The sequence below is a fragment of the Haloflavibacter putidus genome (genome assembly GCF_006546625.1).
GTDB lineage: Bacteria > Bacteroidota > Bacteroidia > Flavobacteriales > Flavobacteriaceae > Mesonia > Mesonia putida.
Window position 1 is genome coordinate 1 of record NZ_VIAR01000009.1, and the last position, 20,666, is coordinate 20,666.

Below are 20,666 nucleotides of genomic sequence, written 5' to 3' on the forward strand. Positions count from 1 at the left end.
CAAAGTCTATACTCCAAGTATCGTTGGGCTCGTGAGGAACTTCCAAGGGCTCTTTTATCCTGGCAGGCAGTCGTTTTTTTACCTTTCTTCTCAAAGGCAACCCCAAGGCGACATATACCCTGTGGACACGCTTGTGGTTCCAAGGTTTTCCTTCGTTGCGCAATCGGTTATAAGCCTTCCAAAACCCTTCTTCCGAATGATCTTCTGCTTTTTCTTTTAAGGCTTCTTCGATTGGACTATCATTTTTCGGTAGGGGTTTATAATAGAAAACACTCTTGCTCATATTCAGTACGCGGCACGCCCTGCTGATACCGTAATGGATAAGTTCTTTGGTGATCGCTCGCTTTCGGCAGGGCTTCAGAGCTTTTTTTTGATAATCTCTTTTGCCATGTCATAGTCCAGCGATAGGCTTGCATACATCTGTTTAAGCCTACTGTTCTCCTCTTCGAGTTGCTTTAGGCGTTTTAACTCCTTTCCATTCATACCGCCATAACGCTCTCGCCATTTATAAAAGGCAGCAGTACTGACGCCATGTTCACGGCTGATTTCAACGGCCGTTTTTCCGTTATCAAATTCTTTGAGGATCTTAGCGATCTGTTGTGGGGAAAATTTACTCTTTTTCATACTGTTTAAATTTAAGATAAATATTCTACTTTTAAACAGTTCGGTTTTAAGGGAAGCTTACAATTGCATTGGAGCTATAAATAAATTTGAACTAATTAACGAGCTTGGCAGTATTAATTTTCTTTCTTGCGAAAACGCAGAATTAACCGTACACTCCAACATAACTTCAGATAGTTTATCGTATAAGTACAAAATAGGATTAAAAGCGTTACAAGCCGGAGATTATATAATAAGCTGGCAAAACAGCAAACTTACCAACCATAATAGAAATACGTCTATTGCTCACAATTACCCTATAGAAGACCATCAAAATCAAATAGGATTTAATAAATGCGGAAATGTCTCGTGGCGATATTTAAACGAATCGGAAAGGGAATATTATTTTACCGTAGAATAAATAATAAAGTAAAATAGCAATAAAATGTTTATCTCGAAAGCCCACATTTATTAGAAATAAAAGTATAAGAAAGGTGTTTTTATCCGTAAATTACTATCTTTAAAAGATAAATAAAAAATAGTAGTAAAAGTCCTTTACGGAAATAATAAAGGCTTATTTAAAAAAAGTTGTACAAGTTTTAATAAGAACTTATACAACTTTTTTATATTTATTGTACAATATTTTATAAAACTGCTAAGAGGTTTCCGTAAAGAGCTTAGCAAAGCCAGAAAAGACCTTATCAGAATCATACAATATATAAGTGGTATGCCGTATAGATTAACTTCTATTTTAAAATATTCTGTGCATAATGACACAGAGTTTCTAAATGTGAAATTTTTCCTATCTTAGTTTTTAATCAATTAAAACTAACGCTTAAACCAAACTAAAAAACCTATGAAAAAGAGTTTACTAATTGCAATACTGGGAATTTTAATTTCTTCGTGCGCTACCACAAATAATTATGATAATCATTTGCAATATTTCGATGAGAATAATCAAGAGATAAGCAAGGCTAAATTCCAGCGAAAGCGGGAAACGAGAAAATTTTTAGCTATTCCGGGAGACTCTGTTAATCAGAAAAAATTGACGGTACGCGAAAAACGCGGAAAAATTACCAACCGCACTAATTTAGAAGCATTGTTAGAAAAAGAAATAGGGAGGGGAATAGCTGCCAACAAACCAATAATAATAGTTTATTATCCGGGTAAAGATCGTTGTAATTCTAGTGGTTCGGCCACCAAAGAATCTAGAAAAAAATGGTTTGGAGAATTAGAGGAAGGAACAGAGCAGTTAGTAAACACTACGCCTATTTATATTTATAAAGATAGTGAGGGTTTGGGCAAATATGATGGCGTCTTAACCTGGCATAAAGATCCGCAAGGGATGGTAGAAAATCTATTTTTTGAACATCATTATCCCTGTAATAGCTTTGTAGTTATTTCTAAAAATGGCGATTATATAAGCTATTTTGGAGAATTTAGTAAAGCATACCTTTGGGAAGCAGCAGAAATTATGGGGAGGTAAATAAACTTTTTAAGGGTTGAAGATTTTGAGAAACCTGCGCCTTTAAAAAAAACGCTAAAAACATTTTTAGATTTAAAATAAATAACTTTATATTTGTCCTGATGTTAAACAACGCGATAAATAAAAACAACTGGTGGCTTAAATATTTTACTATTTAAGGAAGCCGTTATATATAATAAAAAAAAGACCTGCTTCCTGCAGGTCTTTTTTTTAAAATAAATTTAAAATGAATACGATAAAAATTAACAATACTTGGTGGTGGTGCTTTTTAGAATTTGAATTCTGAGAAGTCGCTATAGAGTATATAATTATTTCTAAAAGCCTGCTTCTTGCAGGCTTTTTTTATTCCTAAACTTTAATAAAATGAAGTACACCATACAAACCCATTACAAAAAAATAGTAGCAGATTTGCATACGCCGGTTGCTATTTATAATAAACTTAGAGACCATTTTCCTAACGCCTTTTTGCTAGAAAGTGCAGACTATCACGACCGTACAGATAGTAAGAGTTTTATTTGCTTAGAGCCACTTGCCGGCTTTGAAGCCAAAGCAAATACTTACCGGTATAATTTCCCAAACGAAGAAATTGCAAGCAAGAAAGTAGAGCAACCTAGAGAGGTTTTTACGGCTTTTCAAGATTTTGTTTCGCAATTTGAAAACACCCCAACCAATTTGCCCTTTAACGTACAAGGTTTATGGGGTTATTCTGCTTTTGAAGCGGTACAATATATGGAAGATATTGTGCTGGAAAATCCTACCAGTACCTTAAAAGATAACCCCGATTTAAAGTATCAATTTTTTAAGTACGTATTGGTTTTTGATCACTTTAAAAACGAGCTCTATATTTCGCAAAACGAAGTAAACCAAGCGGAAATCTCTTATGATGGAATCGATTACATACTTCAACTATTGCAAATAAATAATTTACCAAATTTTAGTTTTGAAGTGGTAGGAAAAGAAACTGCCAACACGAGCAACGAAGAGTATAAAGAAATGGTTCGCACGGGAATAGAGCATTGTAAACTTGGCGATACGTTTCAAGTTGTTCTTTCGCGAGAATTTCAGCAAAAATTTAAAGGAGACGATTTTAACTTGTACAGAAGTTTAAGAAGCATTAATCCTTCGCCTTATCTTTTTTATTTTGATTATGGCAATTTTAAAATCTTTGGCTCTTCGCCAGAAGCACAACTGCAAATAAGCAAAGGCGTTGCGTCTATTAATCCAATTGCCGGCACTGTGTTGCGTAGCGGTAGTCAAAAAGAAGATGCAAAACGCGCAGAAAAATTAAAGCAAAACGCCAAAGAAATGGCGGAGCACGTGATGTTGGTAGACTTGGCCAGAAACGACTTGAGCAAAAATTCTGAACATGTAGAAATAGATAAGTATGCAGAAATTCAATATTTCTCGCACGTTATTCATATGGTAAGCAAAGTTTCCGGAAAAGTTTTTAAAGATAAAAACGGACTGGATATATATGCAGACACCTTTCCGGCCGGCACACTGTCCGGTGCTCCTAAATATAAAGCTTTAGAAATTATTGCTGAAAACGAAAACGTAAAAAGAAATTTTTACGGCGGTGCAATTGGCTTTATAGGTTTTGACGGCAGTCTTAACCACGCAATAATCATACGGTCTTTATTAAGCAAAAACAACACCTTGGTTTACCAAGCCGGGGCAGGAATTGTTACAGATAGTACGCCAGAAGGCGAATTGCAAGAGGTAGATAATAAAGTTGCAGCCATTAGAAAAGCCATTAAAAAAGCAAAAGAATTATGAGAATAGCAGTAATAGATAATTACGATAGTTTTACCTACAACTTGGTGTACATTTTACGGCAAGAGTCAGAAGAAGTTGAGGTGTTTAGAAACGACAAAATCACCCCGCAGCAATGTTTAGCATACGATGCTATTGTACTTTCTCCCGGACCGGGCATTCCTGAAAATGCCGGTAATTTAAGCGCAATTATAGCAACTTGCGCAGGTAAAGTTCCTTTGTTTGGCGTATGTCTGGGGCATCAAGCTATTGCAGAATATTTAGGCGGCAAGCTTAGAATATTAGATAAAGTTTACCACGGCGTGCAATCTGCCATTACTCTAAATGCGGAAAGCAGAATTTTTCAAAACCTCCCGCAAAGCTTTCAGGCGGGGAGATACCATTCTTGGGATGTGGCTACTGCCAGTAATCCAAATTTTGAGATTACGGCTGTAGCCGAAGATAAAAGCATAATGGCTATTCAAAATATAGAGCAAAACCTTTACGGAATACAATTTCACCCGGAGAGCGTCTTAACACCCGAAGGTATTTTAATCGTACAGAATTTTTTAAGCATTTGTAGAAACCAACAGCAATGAAGAAAATATTAGAAAAATTATTTAATCAGCAATATTTAAGCAAAGAACAAGCCCACACTATTTTGGGAGAAATTTCTGAAGGAAAATACAATCCATTTGAAATTACTGCTTTTCTAAGCGTATTTAAAATGAGAAATATAAGTGTAGAAGAGCTTACGGGCTTTAGAAATTGCCTGCAAGAACGCTGCATTAATATAAATTTGGAAGAATTTGACCCCATAGATCTATGTGGCACCGGCGGCGATAATAAGAACACCTTTAACATAAGTACTTTAGCTTCTTTTCTGGTTGCCGGGGCAGGATACAAAGTTGCCAAACACGGTAATTATGGCGTGAGCTCTACGTGCGGTTCTTCTAATGTGATGGAGTATTTGGGCTATCGTTTTACAAAAGATCAAGACAAATTAAAAACGCAATTAGATAAAAGCGGAATTTGCTTTTTGCACGCTCCGCTTTTTCATCCTGCTATGAAAGAGGTTGCTCCCATCCGTAAAGATATTGGCGTACGTACTTTCTTTAATATGCTTGGGCCAATGGTAAATCCTTCTTTCCCTAAAAGACAACTGGTAGGCGTTTTTTCGTTGCAATTGCAGCGTTACTACAAATATATTTATGAGCAAGAAGCTATTTCTTACCGTATTGTACATTCTTTAGATGGTTATGATGAAATAAGCTTAACAAATTCCGCCAAGGTTATAAGTCCGGAGAGAGAATATCTACTAAATCCTTTAGAAGTTGCAGAAAACAAACTAAGCGGCAACCAACTAAAAGGTGGCAGAGATGTTAGAGAATCTGCAGAAATGTTTGTTGCTATACTGAAGGGAGAAGGTACGCAACCACAAAACGCGGCAGTAATTGCAAACGCGGCAATGGCAATACAATGTTATCATAAAAACCAAGACTATGCGACTGCGCTAGACATAGCAACCCAATCTTTACAAAGCAAAGCAGGCTATCAATCTTTTAAAACACTACTAGCCTTATGAGTATTTTAGACACAATTGTAGCCTACAAAAAAACAGTAGTGCAAGAAGCAAAAGCACTAAACCCAACAAAACGTTTAGAGCAAAGTATCTTTTTTGACTCGCAACCTATTTCTATGAAATCTTACCTACAAAGAGAGGATAGGTTAGGAATTATTGCCGAAATAAAAAGGAGCTCTCCTAGCGCCAAAGTGATAAACGATAAAATTGATGTAGAAAAACTGAGCATTGCTTATATGCAGTCTGGGGCTTCGGCACTATCAGTGCTTACTGACACAAAATATTTTGGAGGCTCTAATAAAGATTTAGAAATAGCGCGAAAATTTAATTACTGCCCAATTCTAAGAAAAGATTTTATTATTGACGAATACCAAGTGCTAGAGGCAAAAAGTATTGGTGCAGATTGCATTCTGCTTATCGCTGCTTGTTTGAGTCCGCAACAGTGTAAAGAGCTTGGTGCTTTTGCAAAGAGTCTAAGTTTAGAAGTGCTGTTAGAGGTAAGCAATAAAGAAGAAATTGCTAGCCATACCAATGCGTATGTAGATATTATTGGCGTGAATAATAGAAACCTGAATAATTTTACTACAGATATCGCCAAGAGTATGCAATTGCTAAAACATTTACCTAAAGAGCTTTTAAAAATTAGTGAAAGTGGAATAGCAGAAGCCGGTCAGATTCAGGAATTAAAGGCGGCTGGATACGATGGTTTTCTTATAGGCGGTTTTTTTATGCAACACGAAGAACCGGGGAGAGCTTGCAAACAATTAATAGATAACTACAATTCTTTAGAAAAATGAAAATAAAAGTTTGCGGAATGAAATATCCGGTTAACATACAAGCAATTCAGCAAAGTGAACCGGATTTTATGGGGTTTATTTTCTTTACGGAATCTCCTCGGTATGTAGGAGAAAAACTCTCGGCTTCTCTTCTAAATAAAAGCGACTGCAAAAGTGTAGGGGTTTTTGTGAATAGTTCCGTAAAGGAAATTACAACTTTAGTAGAAAAGTATGATTTAGACTATGTGCAACTTCACGGAGATGAGTCGTTGAATTTTGTTAAGGAACTTTTTAAAACCGATATCAAAATTATTAAAGCAGTACGTATTCACACTGCTTTCGATTGGAGCAGTATTCGTCCATTTGCAGCTTTTGTACATTATTTTTTATTGGACACACAAGGAAAAAGCTACGGCGGAAATGGGTATAAATTTGATTGGCAAGTTCTAAAAAACTATAAAGAAACCAAACCCTTTTTTTTAAGCGGAGGCATAGGTTCTAATGATGTAAAAAGAATTAAAGCTTTAGAAATTCCGCAATTGGAAGCAATAGACATCAACAGCAAATTTGAAATAGACCCGGGCCTAAAAAATGAAGAATTAGTAAGTACAATGATAAACAAACTAAGAAATGAAACAGACCTATCAAGTAAATAAAGACGGATTTTACGGCGAGTATGGCGGAGCTTTTATCCCCGAAATGCTTTATCCTAATATTAAAGAACTGCAAGAATCTTATGAAACGATAATAGAATCGCAAGAATTTCAAAAAGAGTTAAAGCAACTTTTGCAAGATTATGTTGGCAGACCTACACCGCTATACTTTGCTAAAAGATTAAGTGCACATTACGGCGCAGCTATTTATCTTAAAAGAGAGGATTTATGCCATACGGGAGCGCACAAAATAAACAATGCTTTAGGACAAATACTTTTAGCTAAAAAGTTAAACAAAACCAGAATTATTGCAGAAACAGGAGCCGGGCAACACGGGGTAGCAACTGCAACGGCTTGTGCTTTAATGGGGTTAAAATGTTTTGTTTATATGGGGGCAAAAGATATTAAAAGACAAGCCCCTAACGTAGCGCGTATGAAAATGCTGGGAGCCGAAATAATACCGGTAAACAGCGGCAGCAAAACCCTTAAAGATGCTACTAACGAAGCTATAAGAGATTGGATTAACAATGCAACAGATACGCATTATATCATCGGTTCTGTAGTGGGGCCGCATCCATACCCGGATATGGTAGCACGATTGCAGTCGGTTATTAGTGAAGAAATTAAAAAGCAGTTAAACCAAAACCCTACGCATATTATTGCTTGTATAGGCGGCGGAAGCAACGCGATAGGTGCTTTTTATCATTATTTAAACGAAGAAAATGTACAACTTATTGGAGTAGAGGCTGCCGGAAAAGGAGTTGACACGCAGGCTACAGCTGCAACTTTAGCTTTAGGAAATCAAGGCGTATTGCACGCGTGTATGACTACCTTATTGCAAACCGCAGATGGGCAAGTTATAGAACCTTACAGTATTTCGGCGGGATTGGATTATCCCGGTATTGGACCACAACACGCGCATTTGCACAAAATCCAACGTGTAAACTATGATAATGTAACCGATAAAGAAGCTTTGGAGGCAGCACATTTTTTATCAAAAACAGAAGGCATTATTCCGGCGTTAGAATCTGCGCATGCTTTGGCTTACCTCAATAAAATGGAGATAAAACCAAGCGACAGGATTGTAATAAACCTAAGCGGTAGAGGCGATAAAGATTTAGAAACCTTAACTAAAAATATGTAGAGATGACTTTACAGGAATTATTCAACGATAAAAAAGAGGCTTTACTGAATATTTATTTTACAGCCGGCTTCCCGAAACTAAATAGTATGCCACAAATTTTATCTGCTTTAGAAGAAGCCGGAGTAGATATGGTAGAAATAGGATTGCCTTATTCAGATCCGCTAAGCGATGGACCAACAATTCAAGAAAGTAGTTCTATCGCTATAAAAAACGGAATTACAACAGATTTAATCTTTCAGCAATTAGAAAAATCTACTGCTAAAATTCCTAAAATAATGATGGGCTATTTTAATGCTGTATTGCAGTATGGAATTGAAGAGTTTTGTGAAAAATGTAAAAAAGCAGGAGTTGCAGGTGTGATTTTACCAGATCTTCCTATAAATATTTACCAAGAAAAATACCGAACAATTTTTGAGCAATATGGTCTTTCGGTAATTTTTTTAGTAACCCCGGAAACTAGCGAAGAACGTATTCGATATATAGATAAATGCAGTACTTCTTTTATTTATGCAGTAAGCAGTTCTAGCACCACCGGAAAAGAAACCGGTATACAAGCCGCCAAAGATTATTTAAGCAGACTTCAAACTATGAACCTCAAAAACCCGTTAATGGTAGGATTTAATATCAGTACCAAAAAAGATTTTGATTTTGCTGCAAGCTATACCGCCGGCGGAATTATTGGCAGCGCATTTATCAAGCATATAAAAAATAGTGACAATTTAATAGAGGATACAAAAACCTTTGTGCAATCTATCAGACCTAAAAAATAAATTATGATTATTCAGTTACAACAAAATATACAAGAAACAGAAAAACACACTCTTGAGCGAGCATTAGATAATTTGCAAATTGATTTTTATCCGGTGCAAACCCAAATAGGTATTTACTTTATTTGCACTCCTAAACAAGAATTTGACATTCGTAAAATAGGACATCTAAAAGGAATAAAAGACGTACATAGAGTAAGTGGAAAACACAAAATGGTAAGCCATAAATGGAAAGTAGACAGCACAATAATTAACCTGGGCGATGGCGTTAGCATTGGCAATGGTGACTTAACAATGATGGCCGGTCCTTGTAGTATAGAAAGCGAAGCGCAAATACAAAATACCGTAGATGCACTTGTGGCAAATGGCGTGCGCATTATGAGAGGCGGTGTTTATAAACCCAGAACGAGTCCTTATAGTTTTAGGGGACTTGGACTGGAAGGTCTAAAAATGTTCTATCAAGCCTGCCAAAGTAAAGGAATTAAAATAATTACGGAAGTGATGGAATCTGCTCAAATTAAAGATATGCTACCTTACGTAGATATTTTTCAGGTAGGCGCAAGAAACGCACAAAACTTTAATTTATTGGAAGCTTTGGGAGAAATAGACAAACCCGTTTTACTAAAAAGAGGCATTAGCGGCACCATAGATGAGCTTTTATACTCTGCGGAATATGTGTTTAAAGCCGGCAACGAAAAACTAATTCTTTGCGAAAGAGGCATAAGAACTTTTGAAACTTCGTACAGAAATACCCTAGATTTAAACGCGGTTCCAATTCTAAAAGAGAAATCGCATTTACCGGTTGTTGTAGATCCTTCGCACGGCATAGGTATTAGAAAACACGTCGCGCAAATGGCATTGGCAGGAGCTGCAGTAGGAGCAGATGGTCTGCTGGTAGAAATACACAAAACTCCCGAAAAAGCCGCAACAGACGGACAACAAACCCTTAATTATAAAGAATTTGAACAGCTAATGACTAAGCTTAATAAACTAAAAGAAGTACTCAATTAGGATAATATTCTTAGTCTTTACACTTACGTGGAATGATTTGTTGCGGAATCATACAAATACGAGTTCGATGTAAGTTTTTTTATTGAAAAATTTACAAAACGAGAAGAAACTTGCATTTTAAGAAGCTCTGTTCATTTTCTTTGCTCGTCCAAAGAAAACGAACCAATCCCCAAATCTATTTGGGGACTAAAATTTTTCACGGAAAAACTTAGCTATACTGAAGAAAAAGAAATAAAAAACTTTAAACTTTTATATCGAATTCACGTTACAAATACGAATGAGAAACATAGCTTCGGAATTTCCAAGATTTTTATACCTTTAAAGAGCAATTATAGGCTATATTTTAATTTTATTATTTTCTGAAATTCTTACAAAAATTATTATCCTAAATATCTAAAACGATGAAAATTTACCTATCTCTATTAAGCATTTTGTTAAGTCTCTTTTCTTTGCAAGCTCAAAACTTCGCGGGGAATTGGCAAGGACATTTAAATGCCGGCGGACAAGAGTTACAACTGGTTTTCCATATTAAAAAAGCAGCCGATGGTTTTTCTACCACGATAGATAGTCCTGATCAAAATGCCTTTGGTTTGGCTATGCAACAAACCAAAATTCAAAACGATTCCATAACAATAAAAGCAAACTTTATGGAATATCAAGGCCAATGGAAAAACGATACCATAAGCGGGATTTTTATTCAAAACGGAATGCAATTCCCCCTACAGTTAACAAAAGAAAAAAGTTTAGGAAAATCTAAAGATACCGCCAAATCTAAACGTCCGCAAACGCCCAAAGCTCCTTTTTCGTACACGGTAAAAGAAGTTAGTTTCTACAACGCCAAAGACAGCATTCAATTAGCGGGAACGCTTACGCTTCCTAAGAACAAAAGAGATTTTCCCACTTTAATTTTATTAACCGGCAGCGGTCCGCAAGATCGGGACGAAACTATAATGGGGCATAAACCTTTTCTTGTTTTAGCAGATTTTCTAACTAAAAATGGTATTGCCGTTTTGCGTTTTGACGATCGCGGAACAGCAAAATCAGAAGGTGATTTTATGCGATCAGATGCTGAAGATTTTGTAAACGATGCCACAGCAGCTGTTAATTTTCTAAAAAACCATCCGCAAATAAATAATGAGAGAATTGGCGTTTTAGGCCATAGCGAAGGGGGTTTGGTAGGTAGTATGCTTGCCGCAGAATCTAAAGTTGTAGCTTTTTTAGTTTTGCTCGCGGCACCGGGCGTTAGTGGCAAAAAACTGTTGCTTACCCAACTAAAAGATATAGCAATCGCCCAAGGAAGTAATCCAATGGCGCTTGCGCCGCAATATAATTTTAATCAAAAGGCTTTTGATATTATAATCAATACGTCAGATACAAAGGTTCGGGAGGCTTTAGTTACTTATTTTGAAGAACAAGGCATAACTTCAGAAAGTCAAATAGAACAACTTTTAAAGCAATTTAATTTGCCGTTTTTAAAATATTTGGTGCGCTCGCAGCCTTCTAATTATTTAGAAAAAATAAAGATTCCTGTTTTAGCCTTAAACGGCGAAAAAGACATGCAGGTAAATGCCGAAGAAAACCTTAGTGCTATTCAAACTGCCATGCAAAAAGCCGGGAACAAACAACTTACCGTAAAACGCTATAAAGATTTAAACCATTTGTTTCAAACAGCAGAAACCGGTTTACCCAAAGAATATGGCAAAATAGAAGAAACCATTGCGGCACAGGTTTTGGAAGACATAAAAAAATGGATTTTAAACTTGCAAACCGACTAATTTTAATTAAACTATATTTGCAAAAACAATTTGTAGCAATGAAAAAAATAATCTTTCTATTCTTAAGCATAGGATTGGTTGCAGCCTGCAAAAATAATCCGAAAGACGATTTAAAAGAGAGGTACAAAGAGCGTTTGCAAGAAGTGATAGATGTGCACGATGAGGTAATGCCTAAGATGAGCAAGATAAGTAGTTCTATTAGTACCTTAGAAGATCAATTGCAAACCGCCGAAAATCCGGAGAAGGTAGAAAAAGCTATTGCAGATTTAAAATATGGCTACGATTATATGATGCAATGGATGCGTGATTTCTCTAACGAATTTCCAGATGCTTTAGACCCTGAAGATTATACAGAAGAAGAATATAAAGAACGTTTCAAAATGCTGGAAAAGCAAAAAGAAGAGGTTTTAAAAATGCAAGAAGCCGTTAATTCCAGCCTAAAGCAAGCCAATAAATTAATTGAAAAAAACCAATAAAATGAGTGAAAAATATACGACCAATTTAAGTTTACAACGCCTGGATTTTGGTATTTTGTTTTTTCGGGTAATACTTTCTGGTTTAATGCTGGTACACGGAATTCCAAAATTATTAATGCTTTTTGGCGGTAACGAAATTCAATTTTTAGATCCTATTGGAGTAGGAGTAGGAGCGAGTTTGGCGCTTGCCGTCTTCGCGGAAATTGTTTGCTCTGTTTTAATTATTTTAGGTTTAGGGACCCGTTTTGCGGTAATTCCTTTAATAATTTTACTGGTAACCGCAGGAACTATTGTGCACGCAGAAGATCCTTGGATGCGGCAAGAACTACCGTTTTTATACACTTTGTGTTATTTATTTTTGTTCTATTCTGGCGCTGGTAGGTTTTCTTTAGATTTCTATTTTATGCGTAAAAAGAATTTAAAAGCTTAAACAAGAAGACTTTCTTTTTCTTCTATTTTTTTGGATAGATAGGCGGCATCTTTTTTTATTCCGCCCAAAGTGGCAGAACCGCGCGTGTGCAACCAAGGTAAGCCTATAAAATACAAACCTTTCATACTGCTAATGCCACGTTTGTGTTTAGGATAACCCTCGCCGGTCAATTCCAAACCTTTTATCCAACTAAAATTAGGACGGTAACCAGTTGCCCAAACAATATTTTTTAAGTCGGTTATTGTTTGTTTTTCGGTTTCTATTTTGGTGCCGTGTGCATCTGTAGACCTGCCAACGGCAATAACATTTTCTCTATTTAAAATGCCCTTTACATCAACGCCAATAACCGGTTGTCTATTTTGACTTATGTGTTTTCCTATAAAACCATGTTTGCTATAACTTAAAAATCCGGTTTTAGAAAACCACCACCAAAGCGTTTTTCCTAAAAATTCTTGCGGTAAAGTGGTAATATCTGTCTCTCCGGAAAAATAGGTTTTTCTGTTATCTTTAGACACTTCATCTAAAATTTGAAAACCGCTATCGCCATCGCCTACCACCATTGTGGGCCCGTCTTGCAATTGCTCCGGATTTTTATAATAATTACTGTGTACTTGAAATATACTTTTGTCTATAAGTTTGGCAAAAGGCGGCGTATAGGGAATGTGAAAAGGACCGGTAGCAATAATAACATTTTTTGCCTGTATGCTTCTATCTTCCGCGTAAAGCGTAAAATGCTCGTTCTCTTTTTCTATCCTAGTAATTAAGGTATTGAGTTGTATAGGGAAATCAAACTTTGCAGCATATTTTTTAAAATAGTCTGCTACTTCATATTTATTGGGATAATGTCCTTTGGGTGCTGGAAATTGCATGCCTTCCAAATGGTTAAATTCTGTTGGGGTAAAGAGTTTTAAAGAGTCCCAACGGTTAAGCCAAGAAGCGCCAATCTCTTCTTCTTTATCTACCACCAGAAAATCCAGTTTTTTTTGTTTTAAAAAATAAGCCATCGATAACCCGGCTTGGGCGGCACCAACAATTACAAAGTCTAACATAGTTTTTTTTCTGGGTAACAGTATAAACTATTTTGATATAGTATGCAAGAAAAAGCTTTTTAGATTACTTGCCGCGGAATGCTTTTGTCTAATCGTGTTAATAATTCGTAGTTTAATTGCTCACTTAAATCGCCAAAATAAGAAACATTAATAGCCTGTTCTCCATCTTTTCCTATAAGGGTTACGGTGTCGCCTATTTCTACGTCTATGTTGGTAACTTCTATCAAAAACATATTCATATTTACCGTGCCAATAACGCTAAGGCGTTTTCCGTTTACCAAAACCCGACCGGTATTGCTTAAACTTCGGCTAAAACCATAACCGTAACCAATTGGTACGCTGGCAATTTTCATAGCTGTTTCTGCCAAAAAAGAATTTCCGTAACCTACAAATTCGCCAGCTTTTACAGTTTTTACATCCACTATTTTAGAGCGCCAACTCAAAACACTTTTTAAGGTATTTTTCTTTTTAAAATCTGCGTTATACATTAATTCTATTTCTTGGCTTGGCCATAAACCGTATTGCAAAATACCTACGCGCACCAAGTTATGGTTGCACTCGGGGTAAGCAATTATACCTGCGCTACAAGACGTATGTTTATATTGCGGCTCGTGCCCTTTTTCTATAAAATAGTTTAAACCACTAGAAAAACGTTTTTTTTGGGTTTCTATACGTTTAAAATTTGCGCTACTTTCTGCGCCAGCGAAATGTGTGCAAATTCCTTTTAAGCAAATGTATTTTTTATTTTGGGCTAGTAAATTTTCTATTTCTTCGTATTGGTTTTCTAAAAGTCCGTGGCGGTTCATGCCGGTTTCCAGCTCTAAATGAATGTATAATTTACTTTCTGTCTTCTTAGCTAAAGCCAACATATCTTTAAAATGCTTTAGATTAAAAACAAAAAATTCTATTTTATTTTTAATTACCCATTCTTGGTCTTTTGCACTTATATCTCCCATAACCATAATCTTAGAAGCAGGTTTGGTGGTATACTGGTGTGCAATTTTAGCTTCAAAAGAGCTGTAAACTGCAAAATGATTTACGCCAAGCAATTCTAATTCCGGCAAAATTTGTTTTATGCCATGCCCGTAAGCATTGCCTTTAATAACACTGGAAAGTTGCACTTTTTCTCCAATCAAATTCCGAATAAACTTTAGGTTATTGGCAAGCGCATTTCTATCTATTTCTATGGTAGAACTGTGGTTAATTATCATTTTCAAATTGTTTTTGCAGGCTTAAAAATACTTGAATTCCTGTTGGTATAATCTCTTCGGGAAAATCATAATCTGGGTTATGCAATTCTGGAGTGTTTTCTCCTGCGCCCAAGCCAAACATAGCGCCTTTATATTTTTGTGTAAAAGTACCAAAATCTTCTCCCCAAGCAAATGGTTTTTCTTTTTCTATAAATTCTAAGTTTTTTTTGGCGGCGATATTTTTAATTGCTTGGTAAAGTTCTGGGGTGTTGTGGTGGGCTTCAAAAGCTTCTTTCCAAATCAGTTTGTATTCTAAACCGGGGGTTTTTTGTACCAAATGCTTAAGATCAATTTTTATTTTTTCCTTTACGGAAGTAAAATAGGCAGCATCAAACGAGCGTAAAGTATAACTTACCAAAGCCTCTCCTGCCGAAGTGCCATAAGCACTTTTACCCATTTTAATTTGAATTGGCGTAGCCAATAAGTGTTGGTTGCTGTTTGCTTTTTGATTTTCCAACTCGCTAAAATAAGCTATTATTGCGGCAACACACTTGGCCGGGTTTACGCCGTTTTGCGGCATTCCTGCGTGGCTGGTTTTTCCTTCTAAAATAATGTCTAAACTTTCTACCGAGGCCGTAAATGTATTAGGTTTACAAATAATACTGTTTTTTGGATATTTTGGAATGTTATGCAAAGCAAAAACATAATCTATCGGATAATTATCTAAAAAACCTGATTCTAAAATATTTTTTGCACCTTTTCCCGTCTCTTCCGATGCTTGAAACAAAAGCAAAACTTGGCCTTTAAAATCGCTTCTTTTTATTTCTTCCGCAAAGCCTAATAAAATAGTCATATGCCCATCGTGCCCACATTTATGCGAAACATTTTTGTTTACCGAAGCATGTGAAAAAGAATTGCTTTCTGTAATGGGCAAAGCGTCCAGCTCGCACCTAAATAAAAGGCAGTGGCCCGGTTTACCTGAATTGATTTCGGCTAAAACACTGTTTTCAGAAAAACCGGAATATATTTTTTTAACGCCTAAAGCTTGTAATTGCTCTTTTATATACGCTGCTGTTTCCTTTTCTTCTCCCGATACTTCCGGGTGTTTATGTAAATGTTTTCTAATTTGCGAGAGCTTCATATTATCTAAGTTACAATTTTTTTACAGTTTTTAAAACCGCCAAAATTTTAAGCCCAATAAAAAAAGCTGCCTGAAAATTCAGACAGCTTTTTTGCTTAGATTTTAGAGAAAACGAATTAATCGTCGCCTTCCATCAATTCAATTTGTGCTTTAATAGCTTCTTTTAAAGCTCCAGCCAATAATTGGTTACCGTCTGTGTCTTCTCCTTCTTCCGGACTAATAACAATTTCACCATCATTATTGCCATCTAAAGCAGTTGATAAATCTACAGAGCCGGCAGCACCAACTATTCCAGTAAGATCAAAATTAATAACCACGGTATTTTGGTCGTTATTAATTGTAATGTTCTGGTTGGTGTCTTCAAAGTCTATTTCTATTTCTTCCTCAAAGTCATGCCAGAAAACAAATGGCGTACCATCTATTTCTCCAGTCATACGGATACTTTGATTAAATAAATCTGAGTCTTGATTGGTACTTTTTTCAAACTCAAACTCAATTTCTTCATAAACCCCATTTGGTACTTCAAGGTTTACCAATTGAATTGGATTGTCTGCTAGTAAATCTAACTCAAAGGGACCTTGCAGCTCGATATCGTCGTCGCTATCGTAAAAGCCGTTATCGTCCCACTCTTCTTCATTTTCGTCTTCTACCTCTTGCAGCTCTAATTGTATTTCCTTAAAGTTTACCCAAAAAGAATTTACCGTGGTAGTTTCGGCCAACTTTCCGCTTGTGTTAGCGTTATAAGTGGCTTTTGCTGCAATTGTCATTTCCCCTTGCTCATTATTGCTAGGAGGGGTTACCGCATCGTCATCGTCTGAACAAGCGGCAAAAATGGTTGCGAATGATAGCGCATATGCGCCAAACTTAAATTTTTTCATTAAATTCATACTATTGCTTTTTTTGATTCGTGTTGTAATGATAACGGCTATTTTTTGAAATGTTATTTTATAGATATTAAACATTTCTTAAAATTCTGCTTTAGCAATGCTGAAAGTTAATATGCTCCATAATTTGTTTAGCATGAATCCTGGAGTTTTCTATAAACCATTTATGGGTTTCCATTCCGCCACAAATTACGCCTGCCAAGAAAACACCTTTAATGTTGGTCTCCATGGATTGAGGATTGTAAGAGGGGATGCAATTATCGTCTTCAGAGAGTTTAATTCCAATGTTTTTTAAAAACTCAAAATTGGGTCGATAGCCGGTTAAAGCCAAAACAAAATCGTTATTTAAGGTCTTTTTTTCGCCATCAGGCATTAAAATGTCTACTTCGTTTTCTCTAATTTGGGTAAGTTTAGTTTGAAAATAGGCTTTTATACTACCTTCTTTTATTCTGTTTTCTATATCGGGTTTAACCCAATATTTTACGCGTTCGCCAATGCTTTTTCCTCGAATTACCATGGTTACATTGCCCCCTTTTCTAAATACTTCTAAAGCGGCATCTACAGAGGAGTTGCTGGCACCAACCACAATTACATCTTGTCCGGAAAAATAATGCGGATTGTTATAATAATGAAAAACTTTTGGTAAATCTTCGCCGGGGATATTCATATAATTAGGAATATCGTAAAAACCGGTAGCAATTACCACGTGTGCTGCCTCATAAGTTGCTTTGTTGGTTTGCACTTTAAAAAAATTGTTTTGTTTTTTAATTTGTACCACTTTTTCAAACAAATTAATATCTAATTGATTGGAAGTAGCTATTCTGCGGTAATATTCTAAAGCTTCTTCTTTGGTGGGTTTTGGGTTTTTACTGATAAACGGAATGCTGTCTATCTCTAATTTTTCTGAAGTAGAAAAAAACGTCATGTTGGTAGGATAGTGGTATAGCGAATTTACTAAAGGTCCTTTTTCTACCACCAAATAGTTGAGGTTTTTCTTTTTTGCTTCTAAAGCACAAGCGATGCCTATTGGGCCGCCACCTACTATTAAAACATCTAATTTTGTCATACTAAGCGTTTGCAATTTCTTTTAAATGCTTAATAGTTTCTGAAGGATTAGCAGATTTAAAAACATAGCTTCCGGCAACCAAAACATCTGCGCCGGCATCTATTAATTGCTTGGCATTTTTATCGGTTACCCCGCCGTCTATTTGTATCTGCGTTGTAGCATTATTATCTAAAATAATCTCTTTTAACTGGTGTGTTTTTTTATAGGTATTTTCAATAAAACTTTGTCCACCAAAACCGGGATTTACACTCATTATGCAAACCAGGTCAATATCTGTAATTACATCTTCTAATAAACTAACATTGGTATGCGGATTTAAGGCTACGCCGGTTCGCATATTAGCATTTTTTATAGTTTGTAAAGTTCTGTGCAAATGCGTACAAGCTTCGTAATGCACGGTAAGATTATCTGTACCTAAGTTGGCAAAAGTTTCTATATAGCGTTCTGGTTGCGTAATCATAAGATGTACATCTATAACTTTTCCTGCGTGCCGATTTATGGCTTCTAAAACCGGCATACCAAAAGAGATATTTGGTACAAAAACGCCATCCATAATGTCTATATGAAACCAATCTGCTTCACTGTTGTTTACCATTTCTATGTCGCGTTGCAAATTGGCAAAATCTGCTGCCAAGATTGAAGGGGCAATTAATTTACTCATAAGTAGTTGCTTTGGTTGCAAAAATAAAAAGAATTGACCACAAATATAGTATAATTACAAGAGCATTAACATAGCTTAAAGTTGCGGTAATTTTTGTGGTTTTACCGAATAAATTCACTAGAAATCAGTAAAAAGTTTATATTTTAGTAGAGAATTTATCTAACATCACGCTATGATTTTTATAGAGAACGAAGGCAACACCAATCCGCATCTAAACCTTGCATTAGAAGAGTATTGCTTGCGCAATTTTACAGACCAAGATTATTTGTTGTTTTATATAAATAAGCCAAGTATAATAATTGGAAGAAACCAGAATACCTTAGAAGAGATAAACCACGAATATGTAGAGAAAAACAACATTAACGTGGTGCGCAGAATTTCTGGTGGGGGAGCGGTTTACCACGATTTTGGCAACCTAAACTTTAGCTTTATTACAGATTATGATGTAAAAAGCTTAAATAACTTTAGAAAATTTACCAAACCGGTAATTAAGGTACTGAATAAAATGGGTGTGCCGGCAGAGTTAAAAGGCAGGAATGATATTTTGGTAGACGACAAAAAAATATCTGGCAATGCACAATTTTCTAGTGTAAAGCGAATGTTTAGCCACGGTACTTTATTATTTGATTCTGAATTAAGCGAAGCGATGAACGCGCTAAACGTAAAGATGAGTAAAATAAAATCTAAAGGTCATAAATCTGCGCGAAGCCGCGTAGCCAATATAAGTGAGTTTTTAGATACTGCTATGACAATTGAAGAATTTCGGGCTAAGATTTTAAAAGGTTTGTACGACGAACGAGATGATTTTGAAACCTACCATCTTACTCCGGAAGAATGGAAAGGCGTACATAAACTCAAAGAAGAAAAGTACGATTTATGGGATTGGAATTACGGAAAATCGCCTAAATTTAATATTCAGCGAGAAAAACGCTTTCCAGTAGGCGAATTGGATCTGCGTATTTTTGTAGAGAAAGGTCGCATTAAAGATTTTAAAATCTATGGCGACTTTTTTGGAAAAGAGCCGGTAAGCGATATAGAAAATAGACTAATTGATACACGTTATGACAACCAAGAAATACGGGAAAAACTAAAAGATATAGATACTAAACTTTATTTTGGCGATTTGCCCAAAGAAGACTTTTTACAGCTTATCTACGGAGCCGATGAAGAGGAATAAATTGGTTTTAAAAGGCTTTTAAAATAAAAAATCCCGGTGCTTTAGCATCGGGATTTTTGTTTTGTATAAGAAACACTATTTTCTAACCCAAATAGGTTTTTAAAATTTTGCTTCTTGTAGTATGCTTTAAGCGTCTAATCGCTTTTTCTTTTATTTGGCGCACGCGTTCTCTGGTAAGATCAAAGGTTTCGCCAATTTCTTCTAAAGTCATAGGTTGTTGCTCTCCCAAACCAAAATACAAACGTACAACATCTGCTTCTCTTGGGGTAAGGGTTTCTAAAGCGCGTTCAATTTCTGTTTTTAAAGAATCGTGCAATAAATCTTTATCAGGATTTGGCGATTCTCCGGCGCGTATAACATCGTAAAGGTTAGAATCTTCTCCTTCTATAAGCGGAGCATCCATAGAGACGTGTCTCCCGGAATTTTTAAGAGATTCTTTTACATCGTTTACCGTCATGTCTAACTCTTTGGCAATTTCTTCCGGACTTGGTGGTCTTTCGTGCGATTGTTCTAAAAATGCAAAGGTTTTATTTATTTTATTGATTGAACCAATTTTATTAAGCGGTAAGCGCACAATTCTTGATTGCTCTGCCAGGGCTTGTAAAATAGATTGCCTAATCCACCAAACGGCGTACGAGATAAATTTGAATCCGCGGGTTTCATCAAAACGTTTTGCGGCTTTTATCAAACCTAAATTGCCTTCGTTTATTAAATCTGGCAAAGTTAAACCTTGGTTTTGGTACTGTTTGGCCACAGAAACCACGAAGCGCAAATTGGCTTGGGTTAATTTTTCTAAAGCCAAATCGTCTCCGGCTTTGATGCGCTGTGCCAATTCTACTTCTTCCTCTGCGGTAATTAGGTCTACTTTACCAATTTCTTGCAAATACTTGTCTAATGAAGCGGTTTCGCGATTGGTTACCTGCTTGGTAATTTTAAGTTGTCTCATGAAATTTCCTCTCGAAATTAATTTAGAAAAAGGGTTACATTATCTTATACGAGTGTTTTGTCTAAAATGTTACAAAAAACTTAAAATTATTTTAAAAGAT

General features: G+C 36.0%; 20 protein-coding genes and 1 pseudogene. 13 read left to right on the forward strand and 8 right to left on the reverse strand.

Going from position 1 to position 20,666, the window contains the following annotated elements:
* Window positions 1–624 (reverse strand): annotated as a pseudogene (locus FKR84_RS09265) (transposase); the annotation flags it as partial.
* A gap of 832 nt (window positions 625–1,456) precedes the next feature.
* On the opposite strand from FKR84_RS09265, the gene FKR84_RS09270 reads away from it, so the two are divergent.
* From FKR84_RS09270 to FKR84_RS09325, 12 genes are all read left to right on the forward strand, one after another.
* The gene (locus tag FKR84_RS09270; protein ID WP_141422027.1) at window positions 1,457–2,086 is read left to right on the forward strand and encodes a hypothetical protein; all 630 of its coding nucleotides are present in this window, start codon (window positions 1,457–1,459) and stop codon (window positions 2,084–2,086) included.
* A gap of 363 nt (window positions 2,087–2,449) precedes the next feature.
* Window positions 2,450–3,862, forward strand: a complete 1,413-nt coding sequence (locus FKR84_RS09275; protein ID WP_141422028.1) for an anthranilate synthase component I family protein — start codon at window positions 2,450–2,452, stop codon at window positions 3,860–3,862.
* Window positions 3,859–4,437, forward strand: coding sequence for an anthranilate synthase component II (locus FKR84_RS09280; RefSeq protein ID WP_141422029.1), 579 nt, complete (start codon window positions 3,859–3,861; stop codon window positions 4,435–4,437). The genes FKR84_RS09275 and FKR84_RS09280 overlap by 4 nt, the downstream gene beginning before the upstream one ends.
* A complete protein-coding gene (gene trpD / locus FKR84_RS09285) occupies window positions 4,434–5,423 on the forward strand; it encodes an anthranilate phosphoribosyltransferase (RefSeq protein ID WP_141422030.1) in 990 nt (329 codons plus the stop codon). Before FKR84_RS09280 ends, trpD begins: the two co-directional genes overlap by 4 nt.
* Window positions 5,420–6,217, forward strand: coding sequence for an indole-3-glycerol phosphate synthase TrpC (gene trpC / locus FKR84_RS09290; protein ID WP_141422031.1), 798 nt, complete (start codon window positions 5,420–5,422; stop codon window positions 6,215–6,217). The genes trpD and trpC overlap by 4 nt, the downstream gene beginning before the upstream one ends.
* The gene (locus FKR84_RS09295; protein WP_141422032.1) at window positions 6,214–6,852 is read left to right on the forward strand and encodes a phosphoribosylanthranilate isomerase; all 639 of its coding nucleotides are present in this window, start codon (window positions 6,214–6,216) and stop codon (window positions 6,850–6,852) included. The genes trpC and FKR84_RS09295 overlap by 4 nt, the downstream gene beginning before the upstream one ends.
* Complete coding sequence (trpB, locus tag FKR84_RS09300) at window positions 6,827–7,993, forward strand: tryptophan synthase subunit beta (protein WP_141422033.1); 1,167 nt, start codon at window positions 6,827–6,829, stop codon at window positions 7,991–7,993. Before FKR84_RS09295 ends, trpB begins: the two co-directional genes overlap by 26 nt.
* Window positions 7,994–7,995: 2 nt before the next feature.
* Complete coding sequence (gene trpA, locus FKR84_RS09305; protein ID WP_141422034.1) at window positions 7,996–8,763, forward strand: tryptophan synthase subunit alpha; 768 nt, start codon at window positions 7,996–7,998, stop codon at window positions 8,761–8,763.
* Between the two features lie 3 nt (window positions 8,764–8,766).
* The gene (aroF, locus tag FKR84_RS09310; RefSeq protein WP_141422035.1) at window positions 8,767–9,771 is read left to right on the forward strand and encodes a 3-deoxy-7-phosphoheptulonate synthase; all 1,005 of its coding nucleotides are present in this window, start codon (window positions 8,767–8,769) and stop codon (window positions 9,769–9,771) included.
* 401 nt (window positions 9,772–10,172) lie between these two features.
* Window positions 10,173–11,546: an alpha/beta hydrolase family protein gene (locus FKR84_RS09315; RefSeq protein WP_141422036.1), complete on the forward strand. Its 1,374-nt coding sequence runs from the start codon at window positions 10,173–10,175 to the stop codon at window positions 11,544–11,546.
* Window positions 11,547–11,584: 38 nt separating this feature from the next.
* The gene (locus tag FKR84_RS09320; protein ID WP_141422037.1) at window positions 11,585–12,022 is read left to right on the forward strand and encodes a hypothetical protein; all 438 of its coding nucleotides are present in this window, start codon (window positions 11,585–11,587) and stop codon (window positions 12,020–12,022) included.
* 1 nt (window position 12,023) lies between these two features.
* Entirely contained in the window at window positions 12,024–12,452 is a 429-nt protein-coding gene (locus tag FKR84_RS09325; RefSeq protein ID WP_141422038.1) for a DoxX family protein, read from the forward strand.
* On the opposite strand, the gene FKR84_RS09330 is transcribed toward FKR84_RS09325, so the two are convergent.
* The 6 genes from FKR84_RS09330 to rpe form a co-directional block, all read right to left on the reverse strand.
* Window positions 12,449–13,501 (reverse strand): flavin-containing monooxygenase, encoded by a 1,053-nt coding sequence (locus FKR84_RS09330; RefSeq protein WP_141422039.1) that lies wholly within the window; start codon window positions 13,499–13,501, stop codon window positions 12,449–12,451. The genes FKR84_RS09325 and FKR84_RS09330 overlap by 4 nt on opposite strands.
* 59 nt (window positions 13,502–13,560) lie before the next feature.
* The gene (alr, locus tag FKR84_RS09335) at window positions 13,561–14,712 is read right to left on the reverse strand and encodes an alanine racemase (RefSeq protein WP_141422040.1); all 1,152 of its coding nucleotides are present in this window, start codon (window positions 14,710–14,712) and stop codon (window positions 13,561–13,563) included.
* The gene (locus tag FKR84_RS09340; protein WP_141422041.1) at window positions 14,702–15,832 is read right to left on the reverse strand and encodes a M20 metallopeptidase family protein; all 1,131 of its coding nucleotides are present in this window, start codon (window positions 15,830–15,832) and stop codon (window positions 14,702–14,704) included. Before FKR84_RS09340 ends, alr begins: the two co-directional genes overlap by 11 nt.
* A gap of 116 nt (window positions 15,833–15,948) precedes the next feature.
* Window positions 15,949–16,710 (reverse strand): DUF4382 domain-containing protein, encoded by a 762-nt coding sequence (locus tag FKR84_RS09345; protein ID WP_233357725.1) that lies wholly within the window; start codon window positions 16,708–16,710, stop codon window positions 15,949–15,951.
* 100 nt (window positions 16,711–16,810) lie between these two features.
* On the reverse strand, window positions 16,811–17,782 hold the full coding sequence (locus tag FKR84_RS09350) for a YpdA family putative bacillithiol disulfide reductase (protein WP_141422043.1): 972 nt from the start codon (window positions 17,780–17,782) through the stop codon (window positions 16,811–16,813).
* A 1-nt stretch (window position 17,783) separates the two neighbouring features.
* A complete protein-coding gene (rpe, locus tag FKR84_RS09355; protein ID WP_141422044.1) occupies window positions 17,784–18,443 on the reverse strand; it encodes a ribulose-phosphate 3-epimerase in 660 nt (219 codons plus the stop codon).
* 172 nt (window positions 18,444–18,615) lie between these two features.
* Between rpe and FKR84_RS09360 the strand changes: the two genes are divergently transcribed.
* Window positions 18,616–19,620, forward strand: coding sequence for a lipoate--protein ligase (locus FKR84_RS09360; protein WP_141422045.1), 1,005 nt, complete (start codon window positions 18,616–18,618; stop codon window positions 19,618–19,620).
* 82 nt (window positions 19,621–19,702) lie between these two features.
* Here the strand turns inward: FKR84_RS09360 and FKR84_RS09365 are convergent, their stop codons facing one another.
* Window positions 19,703–20,566: a sigma-70 family RNA polymerase sigma factor gene (locus FKR84_RS09365; protein WP_141422046.1), complete on the reverse strand. Its 864-nt coding sequence runs from the start codon at window positions 20,564–20,566 to the stop codon at window positions 19,703–19,705.
* Between the last annotated feature and the right edge of the window lie 100 nt (window positions 20,567–20,666).